Raw genomic sequence first — 12438 nt, 5'->3', positions numbered from 1 at the left:
TGCAGTCACAAAACCGCAGAACCTGCGGTGTATTTACCTTATGCAGCGCAGGCCATTAAGGAAAATTAATGTTTCTTTTATCAGCCATAAGCAATCACTTATGCTTGCACGCACAACGCATTGATCAGGTATAGCCCATGCGCAAAGAACTGACCCGAATGACCTTCCGGCAGCTGCATATTTTTCGCGCCGTGTGTGAGCACGCCTCCTACAGCCGCGCCGCCGAAATCATGGGACTCACCCAACCGGCCGTGAGCCTGCAGATCAAACAATTGGAGGAATTGATTGGGCAGCCCTTGTTCGACTACGTGGGCAAAAAGCTGCACCTGTGCCCTGCCGCCGAGACTCTGCTGCACACCTGCGACAACCTAATGGAGCAGCTACACGCGCTCGATATGCGCTTATCAGAGCTGCACGGCGAACTACAGGGCATGCTGCAGCTGGCGGTGGAATCCAGCGCCAAGTACTTAACCCCGCACTTGTTTGCCGCTTTTCGCGCGGCGCACCCTGGTGTGCAGTTGAGCTTAGCCGTGGCCAATCGCGCGCAACTGATTCGCCGCTTAGGCGACAACCGCGACGATCTCACCTTGATGAGCCAGCCACCGCAAGACATGGCGCTTGAGTTTTTACCGCTGCTGGACAACCCGATTATTGCGGTCGCCCCCGCCGGACACGCACTGACGCATGCCGCCAGTCTGCCGCTGAGCGCGCTGCAAGAATTCCCGCTGCTAATGCGCGAGCCAGGCTCGGGCACGCGCAAGGCTTGTGAGGAGTTTCTCCAGCAGCAGCGCGTGCATATCCGCCACGGCATGGAGCTGATGAGCCAAGAGGCTCAGCGCGAAGGCGTGCTCGCCGGCCTTGGGCTGGCCCTGTTGCCACGCCATGCCGTGCGCCAAGAACTAAGCAACGGCAGCCTGTGCGAGCTGCCGATTGAAGGTCTGCCCTTTAAGCGCAGCTGGTGCCTGCTGTACCCCCGACAAAAACGCCTGTCGCCGGTGGCGGAGGCGTTTTACAGCTTCTGCCAGCGCGAACGTTTAAGCCTGCAGCGGCAACTGGCTTAGTGCCGACTCACGCCGGGCTCGTCCCAGTAAAAATCGTAGGTTTCGCGCTGCAAACGCTGCTCTTCGCTGTGGCGCTCAATAGCGCGACGAAAGGCCATGCGCCGTTTATCCGCGAGCTTGCGCCGCGTTTTGGCGTCCATGTTCTGCACATCAATACTGTTGCCGGCTAAATGCTGCTCGATACGCCCATGCATAACCACTACCTCTGACGGTGATGATCCTGCAGCAAGACTGGCAGCGCCGTATGAAGGCTAAGCGACAGGGCTATGAAGCCTGTGTGACGGCGTTAATCGTCGTTATTTTTCAGCGATTTCTGGGACAGCCGCAGCGTGCGCAAACTGCGCTTAACACTCTTGAGGTGATTGACCAGCTCAGGGCCACGAGTCATCGCCACGCCCATGGCCAGCACATCGATAACCACCAGATGAGCAATACGCGAGGTTAGCGGCGTGTAGATATCCGTGTCCTCGTGCACGTTGATGGCCAAGTTGATGTGCGCCAAATCGCCCAACGGCGTTTGCGCAGGGCACAAGGTGATCAGGGTCGCGCCGGTTTCACGCACCACGTTGGCGGTGGTGAGCAAATCCTTGGAGCGCCCCGACTGCGAGATACAAATGGCCACATCGTTAGGCTGCAACGTCACCGCGCTCATGGCCTGCATGTGCGGGTCGGAGTAAGCCACGCTGGTCAGCAGCAGACGAAAGAACTTGTGCTGGGCATCCACCGCCACCGCACCGGAGGCGCCAAAACCGTAAAACTCGACCCGCTTGGCGTGGGCAATCGCGGCAATTGCCTTTTCCATGGCTTGGGTATCGAGCTGCTCGCGCACCTCCACCAAAGTGGCCAAGGTGGTGTCGAAGATTTTGCGCGACAAATCCAGCGCCGAGTCTTGTTCGCTGATGGAGAACTGCCCAAAACTGGCTCCCGAGGCCAAGCTTTGTGCCAGCTTGAGCTTTAAGTCCTGAAAGCCTGCACAGCCAATGGCGCGACAAAAGCGCACGATGGTGGGCTCGCTAACCCCCACGCGGTCGGCCACCTCAGCCATCGAGCTGTGCACCACCTGCGCCGCCTCGAGCAGCACGTACTCGGCGACTTTAAGCTCAGATTTGCGCAGCTCGGCGCGGCACTGATCGATGTGCTGAAGCAGGTTGGGGGTCATTCGCGGGACTCAACAGTCATTTTGTAGTTAGGTGCGTAGTTATACTACAAAAGCGCTCTAACCGACCGTGTGATTGCGTAAGCCCCGTTTACCTAAGCGACAAAATTAGCGGTTATTCCACCGATTCGATGCGGTCAGCGTGAATAATCAGCTTGCCCTGCTTATACAGGCCACCGATGGCCTTTTTAAAGCTGCCCTTGCTGACCTTGAACCACTGTTCGATTTCCTGCGGCGTGCTTTTGTCGCTGAGCATCAGTACACCGCCGTTTTCCGCCAGTGAGTCTAGGATTTGCGTTTGCAGCGCATCAGCCCCAGCGCGGCCCGGCTGTTGCAGGGTGAGGCTGATTTTGCCATCCGGTCGTACTTCGCGAATGTACGCAGTTTCGCGCATGCCGCGTCGCACAAACTTGAACAACTCATTCTTGTGCAGCAGACCCCAATGCTGGTTGTTGACCACGGCTTTGTAGCCTAGGTCGGTGGCCTCGGCGATCAAGATGTCTACCGCTTGGCCGACCTTAAACTCGCCCGGACGCTGATCTAAGTAACGATCCAACTTGGCCGTGGCCGTCGGGCGGCCGGTGTGGGCGTCGAGATAGACATACACCACGCAGTAGTCGCCGGCTTTGAGCGGGCGCTTTTCTTCCGAGTAAGGCAACAGCAAGTCTTTGCTCAGGCCCCAATCGAGAAACAAGCCAACGTTGTTGATCTCCACCACCTTGAGACTGGCAAATTCGCCGACCTGCACCTTGGCTTGCTCGGTGGTGGCCACGGGGCGATCTTCGCTGTCCAGATACACAAACACGTCCAGCGCATCGCCCTGCTCCGGCTCAGGCTCGCGCGGCAGATAGCGCTTGGGCAGCAAAATCTCGTTACCACGGCCATCGTTCAAATAGGCACCAATCTCGGCAAAGCGCGCGATGGTTAAACGGTTGTAGCGGCCTAAATCAGCCATGGCGGTGTCCTCTGCAAAATTAGCCTGCATTGTAGAGGGCTATGCGCCGCAGAACGAGCGCCGCGCCAGTGAAAGCCAAACAACCATCCAGCACGGGCCTGTGCGGGTGCCGCCGTGATGAGGCTGCGCGGGGATTAAATCAGCGCCTCCCTAGCCAAGTCCCCCCGCTAGCTGCTTATATGAAAGCAACCACAAGGAGCCGCACATGATCGACCAGCACTACCCCGTCAGCTTGGAACAAGAGGTGATTTGGGGCGATATGGACGCCTACGAACACGTCAATAACACCGTGTACTTCCGTTATTTTGAAGACGCGCGCATGGCCTTTTTCGGCCAAGCCGGCGTGGTCGAGCACAAAGCCAGCACCGGCATCGGCCCAATTCTGGCCAGCACCCAATGCGATTTCCGCGCCCCGCTCAGCCACCCTGAGCGCATCCGCATCGTCAGCTGGATTGACGAGATCAAGCCCAAACGCTTCACCATGCACTACCGCGTATTCAGCCTAACCCAGCAACGCCTCGCCGCCGAAGGCACCGGCCTGGTGGTTTTTTATGACTATGGCCTTGGCAAAAGCTGCGAAATTCCCGCACCGATCCTTGCGCGAATTCAGGCACTGCAAGCGGGGTTTAGTGCCACCTAAAGCGTGCGCTTAACTCTGCGCGGCCTGCCACACCACCACTAGCAGCAAGAGCAACGACAAGCCCTGCCAAAACCGCAGCGGGTTGCGCTCGATCAACGGCGGGCGAGCTTTGCTCAAGTAGCTGGGTGCTGGATTTTTTAGCGCATAAATAAATTCAGAGACCTCCGTATAGCGCTTATGCGGCTCGACATGCACGGCTTTGCTGATCGCGTGATCGACCCACGCCGGCACACTGAGCCCTTGCTGGCTCAACGACTGGTAGTGCAGACGCCCCATGTCGCGACGGCTACGGATGCGCGCAACGGCGTTGCCGTAGGGCAGCTGACCCGAGAGCATTTTGTAGGCAATCACTCCCAGCGAGAAAATATCCGACTGCGCGCTGCCCAGCTCCCCCACAAAGTATTCCGGCGCGCTGAACTGCACGGTGCCGACCATGCCTTCATTGCGCGGCGAAACCTCGCTGATACCGGCCACTTTGGTGGCGCCAAAATCGATAATTTTCACCGTGCCGGCCTGATCCAACATGACGTTATGCGGACGCAGATCTTGGTGCACCATTTCTTGACGATGGAAGGCCTGCAAGCCCTTGCCGATTTGCTCAATGATGGTGCGCACCGTGTCGAGGTCAGGCTTAGGGTTATCGATCATCCACTGATGCAGCGTTTGCCCTTCAATGTATTCACTCACGCTGTACAAATAGTGGCGCTGGCGCGTCGGCTCGATCGCTTTGAGTACGTTGGCATGGTTAAGGCGCTGGGCAATCCAGTCCTCCATCAGGAAGCTTTCAAGGTACTCGGGATTGTGGCGCATTTCCGCCGAGGGGGTTTTGAGCACCACGTTGGCGCCGTTGCTTTGATCTTCAGCCAAAAACACATGACTGCGGCTGCTGATGTACAGGTCGCGCAGAATCTTATAACCGTCAAAGTGCATGCGCGCCGCCAATGTTGGCGCAGCAGGGAGCTGGCCGACCTGCTGGTGCAGCTCTTCGAGGGCGTGCTCGGGCAGGCTATCGATGCGCACGATTTGCAGGGTGAGATTGTCATCACTGCCGGCCGTATAGGCCGCGTCCACCAGCTGCTTGGCCACCGCCGTCAGATCATCCGAGGCAGCAATGGCCGCCGCGATGACGGACTCGCTGACAAACTCAAACACACCGTCGCTGGCCAAGACGAACACATCGCCTAGCGTCAGGGGCAGCGCGCGGTAATCCATTTCTAAGGTGTCGTGAATGCCCAAGGCGCGGGTTAGGTAGCTGGTGTGTTCATCCACTACACGACGATGATCGCTGCTGAGCTGCTCTAAGCGCTTGCCGTCCAACCGGTAAATCCGCGTATCACCGGCATGAAACAGGTGCGCCGTGTTGGACTTGAGCACCAAGGCACTGAAGGTGCAAATGTAGCCCTGCTCTTTGTTAAACCGATAAGGACTGTTACAGGTTTGCGCGTACAACCACGAGTTGGTGGCCTTGAGCACACGGTGCGCGGAGGTCTTCACCGACCACGCCTCCGAGGTGCTGTAATAATCTTGGATAAAACCTTTAACGGCCGTTTCGCTGGCCACTTGGCTGACACGACTGCTACTCACACCATCGGCAATCGCAATCGCAATGCCTTTGCTGCTGAGCTGCGGCTCGTCTGGGATCAACGCACCATGAAAGTCTTGATTGACCGGCTTGCGACCGGCGCTGGAATACTGCCCGACACTAACGCTGAGCTGTTTTTTCATCATGAACAATCCCCGCTTATTAGGCGGGGATTGTGAGCGGTATGGGTGATCAGGCTTAAGCCAGTTTAGTCATAGTGGCTTTGGCCAGCTTGCGCTCAGGGTTGGTTTTGACGTGCGTCCAGTAAAGCGGCAGGCCGACCAAACAGAAGCCGCCGACCAAGTTGCCCAGCGCCGTGGGGATTTCGTTCCAGACAAAGTAGTCAATCACGGTGAACTCGCCACCCATGATCATGGAGAACGGGAACAGGAACATGTTGACGATCGAGTGCTCAAAACCCATGTAGAAGAACAGCATGATCGGCATCCACATCGCCAGCATTTTACTGGTGGCCGAGGTCGAGATCATGGCACCGACTACCCCCATCGACACCATCCAGTTACACAGCATGCCGCGGATGAAAATGGTGAACCAGCCTTCGGTGCCATGCGCTTGGTAACCCAAGGTGCGTGACTCACCAATGGTGCTGACTTTTGCCGCCAGCGCGCCGCCGTCGGTGTTGTAGCCGTAGGTGAGAATGAACGAGGCGAAAAAAGCCACGGTCAAAGCGCCCGCAAAGTTGCCAATAAACACCAAACCCCAGTTGCGCAGCATTTGGCTGGGCGTACAGCCTGGGCGTTTGTTGAGCACAGCCAGCGGCACCAGGGTGAAGACCCCCGTCAGCAGGTCAAATTTCATTAGATACAGCATGATGAAACCGACCGGGAACAACACCGCACCCAGTAGCGGATTGCCGGTATTGACCGTGACCGAAATGGCGAAGAACGCGGCCAACGCCAAAATGGCGCCAGCCATGTAGGCCCTGACGAGGGTGTCCTTGGTGGACATAAAGATCTTTTGTTCGCCCGCATCCACCATCTTAGTGGCGAATTCACTTGGCTCGATGTATGACATTGGCATGCCCCTTTTATTTGCAAATGACTAAACAGTGCAAGGGGCTTAGCAGGCTTGGTGCCAAGTCAAACATTATCCTTATAAATCACGCGGTTAAATATAAAACGCAACCTTTATGCCGCTGCCCAAGGTCTATTCCTTGAGGCTTAACGCACCATCAGCGCTTGGCACGCCCTGTTTTTGTGCGCCGTGTGCAGCCTGCTTTAACGCTTGTCGGCGGCCCAAGCGACTCAGCCAAACAATTAAGCCTTGGTAAGCAGTCGGCAAAAAGCGCGACAGCAGATCGGCCATTACCGCATCACCACCGATCAGCACGCGGCGGCGGTTGCGCTCTACCGCTCGCACGATGACCCGCGCGGCTTGCTCCGGCGAGGTGCGCAGCAGCTTGCTGAAGCGGTCGCTGGCGGCTTTGGCGCTCTCACCGGCGATATCGCGCACGCTGTCATTGAGCCGCGCGTTGACCGCGATATTGGTGCGAATGCCCCCCGGATGCACGCACGTGGCGCTGACATGGCTGGCGCTTAAATCCAGCTCTTGGCGCAGCGACTCGGTAAAGCCGCGCACGGCAAACTTGCTGGCGTTGTAAGCGCTCATCGTCGGCTGGGCGAACAGGCCAAAGATGCTGGAAATATTCACCACATGGCCCTCGCCGCTGGCTTTCAGGTGCGGCAAGAAGGCTTTGCAGCCGTGTACCACGCCCCAAAAGTTAATCCCCAACAGCCACTGGTAATCTTCCAGCGAGGTGCCTGCCACCGTGCCGGTCTGGGCGACGCCAGCGTTATTGAAGATCAGATTGACTTGCCCGTGCTCGGCCACCACCGCATCGGCCCACGCTTGCACCGCTGCCGCATCGGCCACATCAACCACATGTTGGGTAATGCGCACGCCGTAACGTGTCGCCAGCTCGACAGTCTGCGCCAACCCTTGGGCGTCAACATCGCTCAGCGCCAAGTGGCAACCGCGCGCGCCCAGTACCAAGGCCAAGGCGCGACCAATACCTGAACCGGCGCCGGTCACAGCGGCGACTTTATTGTGCAGCGATTTCATGCGGGGACCTCTTGCGCTTGGATCTTGCTGGGAGTGGTGAGTGGTGCGCGCGCAAAGCGATAGGCTTCGGCGTCAAAGGCGCGGGTGATTTGCCGGTAGCGCCAGGTAAAACCGGGCCATACAGTGCAATTGCGTCCGGTCTCGGGGTGTAAATACCAACTGTTGCAGCCCCCGCTGTTCCATACTGTTGGCCCCAGCTGGCCTTGCAGCTGCTGGTTGAAGCGCTGCTGCACCTCGGGTTTTGGGTCGAGACTCGCCACGCCGGTATTGCTCACATGCGCCAGCGCCTGCAGCACGTAATGAATTTGCGACTCGATCATGTACACCATCGAGTTATGCCCAAGCCCCGTGTTAGGCCCCATCAAGAAGAATAAGTTAGGGAAGCCCTGACTCATGGTGCCCTTATAAGCCTCAGGGCCATTGGGCCAGGTATCGACCAAGTCGAGACCACCACGGCCAAACACACTGCCGCGCGGAATCGGATCATTGGGGGTGAAGCCGGTGCCGAAAATCAGCGCATCCACCGGCCGCTCGACGCCTTGCTGGTCAACAATGCTGTGCGCGCGAATCTCGGCAATGCCGCTATCCAATACGCTGACATTGGCTTGCGCCAGCGCTGGGTAGTAGTCGTTGGACAACAAAATGCGCTTACAGCCAATGGTGTAGCTAGGCGTTAGTTTGCGCCGCAGTGCTGGGTCGGCCACTTGCTGGCGCAGATGTCGCCGCGCCACCCACTCCACCACCTTCATCATCTTCGGCGTCACGGTAAAGCCCAGCACGCGGCTCTCGAGCAGGGAATACAAACCGCCGCGCCAGAGCTTTTGCAGCCACGGCCAGCGGCTAAAGCGGCGCTGCTCGTTGAGGCTGATATCACGATCAGGCTTGGGCATGATCCACGGCGGCGTGCGCTGGTATAAATCCAGCTGCGCCGCTTGTTGCTGCACCTTGGGCACAAACTGAATCGCCGATGCGCCGGTGCCAATCACCGCCACGCGCTTACCGCGCAGATCGTAGTCATGGTTCCAGTCTTGCGAGTGAAAACGCTCACCTTGAAAGGTCTCTAAGCCCGGCAGCGCGGGGATCGCCGGAATCGACAACGCGCCCATGCCCGAAACCACAAACTGCGCACTAAACCGGCGGCCGTCAGCCGCGGTGAGCAGCCAGCGCTGGCTGTCTTCGTGCCAATGCATGCTGCGAATCTCGCAGCCAAATTGGGTTTTCGCCGGCAGGTTGTACTTGTGCCAGCAGCGCTCGAGGTACTGTTTAATCTCGGCTTGCGGCGCAAACATGCGCGTCCAGTTGGGGTTCATCTCAAAAGAAAACGAGTACAAGTGCGACTGCACATCGCAAGCGCAACCGGGGTAGTGATTGACCCGCCAGGTGCCGCCGACGCCGGTTTCTTTTTCCAGAATCACGAAGTCTTCTTGTTGGGTTTGGCGCAAACGAATCGCCATGCCCAAACCCGAAAAGCCGCTGCCAATAATGGCCACGCGCACATTCTGTACCGCCGTATCGGGGGTCAACATTGGTAAACTCCTGCCTTATTGATGTTATTAGCGCAAGACGCGATGTATACAAACGTATACCTAACGTAGACGAGTGTATACTTTGCGTCAATACTGATGTGCTGCGCCCCTATCCAAGGTTGAATATGTCTGCCACGGCTCCACCGACTAAACCTCTGCCAAACGCCGCCACGGCGGCCGCTGCCCTCGCCCCTGGCAAGCGTCAATTGTTGGATGCCGCCCTGCGCCTGTGCCAAGACGGCCGCGCTTTGAGCAGCCTAGGCTTGCGCGAATTAGCTCGCGAAGCCGGCCTTAACCCCAACACCTTCTACCGCCACTTCAATGATTTGGACGAGCTGGGTCTGTGCCTGCTGGACGAAATCGCCGGCCAACTGCGCGGCCCGCTGAGCGAGCTGCGCTATGCCGCCGCCGCACGCAGCGAGCTAGACGCCACACCACGCCCGCAACTGCTTGGGCTGGACATGGGGCGGGGCCGCCAAGTGGTGCACGAGACGGTGAACCTATTCTTCGACTTTGTTGACCGCCACCCACACGCCTTTATGGTTGGGGTACGCGAACTGCATGGCCCTTCGCCCGTATTGCGCGACGCACTACAGCGCATGATGGACGATTTTGCCGACGATATTCGTCGTGATTGCCGCAAACTTGAGCTATTGCCCGAAGGCTTAGCCGAGCACCAACTGGAACAACTGGCGCTACTGATCACTCACACGCTGTTCCGCCAAGCGCTGGATTACTTGATGCAACCCGAGCAACACACCCTGATTCGCGCCCTCACCGAGGAGCACGTCTTGATGCTCGCCACCGGCGCGGCCGTGTTGCAGCACGTCGATCAACTGCGCTTGCCCGTCAAGCCCGCCAAAAGCCGCGATCAACGATGAGCACACCAAGCCCACGCGTGGCCGTGATTGGCGCGGGTCCTGCCGGTTTAATGGCCGCCGATATTTTGAGCGCCGCCGGCGTAGCGGTGGATGTGTACGACGCCATGCCCTCGGTCGGACGCAAGTTCTTACTCGCCGGTATCGGCGGCATGAACATCACCCACAGCGAGCCGCTAGCTGCGTTTATTCAACGCTATGCACCGCAACAAGACTGGGTGGCCGACTGGCTGGGCGACTTCAGCCCCACGCAACTGCGCGCCTGGATTCACGCTCAAGGCATCGACACCTTTGTCGGCACCTCGGGCCGCGTGTTCCCCACCGACATGAAAGCCGCACCCTTGTTGCGCAGCTGGCTGGCGCGCCTGCGCAGCCAAGGCGTGCAACTGCACCCGCGCCACCGTTGGCTGGGCTGGCACAGCGACGGCAGCTTGCACCTGCAACACGGCGAACAGCCTTTAAGCGTGCAGCCGGCCGCCTGCGTGCTGGCCTTGGGCGGCGCCAGCTGGCCCAAGCTCGGCTCCGATGGCCATTGGCTGGCGTGGTTAAGCGCTCAACAGATCGCTTGCGCGCCCTTACAGCCGGCCAACTGCGGCTTTACCTGCCCGTGGAGCGAGCACTTAAAAAGTCAGTTCGCCGGCGCGCAGCTCAAGCCGATTGCGGTGCAATACCGTGACGAGCGCGGCGCTGAACAACACCTGCAAGGCGAATTTGTGCTCACCGAGCACGGCGTAGAAGGCAGCCTGATTTATGCCATTTCGCGCCATATTCGCCAGCAAATTGCCGACGATGGCCGCAGTATTATTCATTTAGACTTACTGCCGCAGCGCTCACTGGATGATGTCCAAGCGCGCCTCAGCAAACCGCGCGGCAAACAGAGTTTGGGTAAATTTTTACGCGCGCAGCTCAAACTGGATGCCGCCAAAGTCGCCCTGTTGCACGAGCTGAGCAGCGCCGAGCAGCGCCAAGACCCAACCTGCCTCGCCGCCCTGCTTAAACGCTTGCCACTGCCCCTCAGCGGCGTGCGCCCGATCGCCGAAGCCATCAGCAGTGCCGGTGGCGTGACCCGTGCCGCGCTGGATGATCGACTAATGCTCAAAGCCCTGCCCGGCACCTTCTGCGCCGGTGAAATGCTCGACTGGGAAGCCCCCACCGGCGGCTATCTGCTAACCGCCTGTTTCGCTAGCGGCGTGCGCGCCGGACAAGGTGCCTTAGCGTGGCTAAACGCCGCACAACACGACGCAGCAACAGCGCGCTAACCCTGTTGCAGCGCCTGCAACACCGCCATGGCCGTCGCAGCTTGCTCGTGCGGCACAAAGATATGATCGTGATAACTGCCGGCAACCACGTTGCAGCTGACGCCGGCGTTGCCCAACGCAGTGGCGAAGGCGGCGGTCAAGCCGACGGCTTGCAGGTCTGAATGCACGGTGAGGGTAATCCACGCCGCGCGCAGCATAACCGGCAAGCCTAGGTGCACGGCCTCGGCCTCGGGCAACACCACCGAGGCGCCTTCCCCTTCGCGGATATAAGCCACCACGTGGGTAAGGTCTAACGCTTGGCCGTGGGGCAGACTGCTGAAGACAAAGACGCCGGGATTAAGCGTGGGCGTGAGGCTGCGCAATAACTGCGCGAGGTCGCTAATGGGCTGGGACATAACCAATCTGCCATGCGTGAAGTTCACGGCAGTGTAGCGCCACTGCCGTGATCACTCGCCCAACAAAGTGCGGCTTAAGACTTTTTCGCCGCGTCGTCATCGCTGTTGAGCGCACCGCGCAGGCCTTTGATGGCCCCGCCAACATCGCTGCCGAGGGTTTTCAGCCGCGAGGTGCCAAACAACAGCACCACGATCAACAAGATAATCACAATCTGCCAAGGACCGATGGCCATAGCGTGCTCCTTAGCGGGCGGGTGAATGGGCGGGCGGCGTGTCGTGCGCGGGCATACCCTGCTCCGGCATGCTCTGGTCCGGCACCGCCTGATCCACGCCAGCCGCATGGCTCATCGCGCCAGCCGGCTGACTGCCGTGCATGCTGTGCGCATCGTGGCCGCCGTGCTGACTGCTTTGCGCCAAGCTGTGCAGGTTTTCGAGGGTAAAATGCTCCAGCCGCGACACCGTGCTGCCGATTTTTTCCGCCAGCTGCTGCGCGTCAGCTTGCTCGGCAAACGTAGCGATGGTCACGCCCATGGCTCCCGGCATGCTCGGGGCAACCACGTAGTAAGCGGTCTTGGCGTCGATCAGGTGGCGATCATCGGGGTGCTGCCAGTCGCCGCGCGCCATGTCATGCACAAACAAGCTGTAGGGCTGGGTTTGGTTTTCTGGTTGCAGCCACCAGCCGAGCAGCTCGGCGCTGGAGCAAAACTTTTTCACCGGGGTTTTGGGGTGCAGCGCCTCCCCCTTAGGGCCGGGGAAGTCGGTAATGGCCATGCCGCACACGTGGCACTCATCCCCCGTATGGAACGCTACCGGTTCGGCTTTGGCCACTTCCGTACTGGCTTGCTCGCACCCACTGAGTAACAAGGCAGCGGCCATCAAGGCGGCGGATAACATCAGGCGCATA

The 12438-nt window shown here is 59.1% G+C and carries 14 protein-coding genes; 4 read left to right on the top strand and 10 right to left on the bottom strand.

Annotation, left to right across the window (positions count from 1 at the left end; all coding sequences use genetic code 11):
• Nucleotides 1-137: 137 nt before the first annotated feature.
• Complete coding sequence (locus MKI83_RS02605) at nt 138-1061, top strand: LysR family transcriptional regulator (protein WP_241583183.1); 924 nt, start codon at nt 138-140, stop codon at nt 1059-1061.
• Here MKI83_RS02605 and MKI83_RS02600 read toward each other — a convergent pair.
• From MKI83_RS02600 to MKI83_RS02590, 3 genes are all read right to left on the bottom strand, one after another.
• Nucleotides 1058-1255 (bottom strand): PA3496 family putative envelope integrity protein, encoded by a 198-nt coding sequence (locus MKI83_RS02600; protein WP_241583182.1) that lies wholly within the window; start codon nt 1253-1255, stop codon nt 1058-1060. The genes MKI83_RS02605 and MKI83_RS02600 overlap by 4 nt on opposite strands.
• A gap of 92 nt (nt 1256-1347) precedes the next feature.
• Nucleotides 1348-2220, bottom strand: coding sequence for a transcriptional regulator HexR (gene hexR / locus MKI83_RS02595; RefSeq protein WP_241583181.1), 873 nt, complete (start codon nt 2218-2220; stop codon nt 1348-1350).
• A 112-nt stretch (nt 2221-2332) separates the two neighbouring features.
• Nucleotides 2333-3172, bottom strand: coding sequence for a CvfB family protein (locus tag MKI83_RS02590; protein WP_241583180.1), 840 nt, complete (start codon nt 3170-3172; stop codon nt 2333-2335).
• Nucleotides 3173-3377: 205 nt separating this feature from the next.
• Between MKI83_RS02590 and MKI83_RS02585 the strand changes: the two genes are divergently transcribed.
• A complete protein-coding gene (locus MKI83_RS02585; protein ID WP_241583179.1) occupies nt 3378-3812 on the top strand; it encodes an acyl-CoA thioesterase in 435 nt (144 codons plus the stop codon).
• A gap of 9 nt (nt 3813-3821) precedes the next feature.
• Here the strand turns inward: MKI83_RS02585 and MKI83_RS02580 are convergent, their stop codons facing one another.
• From MKI83_RS02580 to MKI83_RS02565, 4 genes are all read right to left on the bottom strand, one after another.
• The gene (locus tag MKI83_RS02580; RefSeq protein ID WP_241583665.1) at nt 3822-5537 is read right to left on the bottom strand and encodes a bifunctional protein-serine/threonine kinase/phosphatase; all 1716 of its coding nucleotides are present in this window, start codon (nt 5535-5537) and stop codon (nt 3822-3824) included.
• Nucleotides 5538-5592: 55 nt separating this feature from the next.
• Nucleotides 5593-6429: a formate/nitrite transporter family protein gene (locus MKI83_RS02575; RefSeq protein WP_241583178.1), complete on the bottom strand. Its 837-nt coding sequence runs from the start codon at nt 6427-6429 to the stop codon at nt 5593-5595.
• Between the two features lie 132 nt (nt 6430-6561).
• Nucleotides 6562-7476, bottom strand: coding sequence for an SDR family NAD(P)-dependent oxidoreductase (locus tag MKI83_RS02570; protein ID WP_241583177.1), 915 nt, complete (start codon nt 7474-7476; stop codon nt 6562-6564).
• Nucleotides 7473-9002, bottom strand: a complete 1530-nt coding sequence (locus MKI83_RS02565) for a flavin-containing monooxygenase (RefSeq protein ID WP_241583176.1) — start codon at nt 9000-9002, stop codon at nt 7473-7475. Before MKI83_RS02565 ends, MKI83_RS02570 begins: the two co-directional genes overlap by 4 nt.
• Before the next feature lie 125 nt (nt 9003-9127).
• On the opposite strand from MKI83_RS02565, the gene MKI83_RS02560 reads away from it, so the two are divergent.
• Both MKI83_RS02560 and MKI83_RS02555 read left to right on the top strand, forming a co-directional pair.
• Nucleotides 9128-9883 carry a TetR family transcriptional regulator gene (locus MKI83_RS02560; RefSeq protein ID WP_241583175.1) on the top strand — a complete coding sequence of 252 codons (756 nt, stop codon included), beginning with the start codon at nt 9128-9130 and terminating at the stop codon, nt 9881-9883.
• Nucleotides 9880-11139, top strand: coding sequence for a TIGR03862 family flavoprotein (locus tag MKI83_RS02555; protein WP_241583174.1), 1260 nt, complete (start codon nt 9880-9882; stop codon nt 11137-11139). The genes MKI83_RS02560 and MKI83_RS02555 overlap by 4 nt, the downstream gene beginning before the upstream one ends.
• On the opposite strand, the gene MKI83_RS02550 is transcribed toward MKI83_RS02555, so the two are convergent.
• From MKI83_RS02550 to MKI83_RS02540, 3 genes are all read right to left on the bottom strand, one after another.
• Nucleotides 11136-11534 (bottom strand): ACT domain-containing protein, encoded by a 399-nt coding sequence (locus MKI83_RS02550; protein ID WP_241583173.1) that lies wholly within the window; start codon nt 11532-11534, stop codon nt 11136-11138. The genes MKI83_RS02555 and MKI83_RS02550 overlap by 4 nt on opposite strands.
• Before the next feature lie 74 nt (nt 11535-11608).
• Nucleotides 11609-11767 carry a twin-arginine translocase TatA/TatE family subunit gene (gene tatA / locus MKI83_RS02545; RefSeq protein WP_241583172.1) on the bottom strand — a complete coding sequence of 53 codons (159 nt, stop codon included), beginning with the start codon at nt 11765-11767 and terminating at the stop codon, nt 11609-11611.
• Nucleotides 11768-11777: 10 nt separating this feature from the next.
• A complete protein-coding gene (locus MKI83_RS02540; protein ID WP_370867334.1) occupies nt 11778-12437 on the bottom strand; it encodes a nitrous oxide reductase accessory protein NosL in 660 nt (219 codons plus the stop codon).
• Nucleotide 12438: the final 1 nt, after the last annotated feature.

Origin of the sequence: Atopomonas sediminilitoris, from assembly GCF_022601735.1 — a bacterium.
In the GTDB taxonomy this organism is placed as follows: Bacteria; Pseudomonadota; Gammaproteobacteria; order Pseudomonadales; family Pseudomonadaceae; genus Atopomonas; species Atopomonas sediminilitoris.
This window is presented reverse-complemented; position numbering and strand designations above follow the sequence as displayed.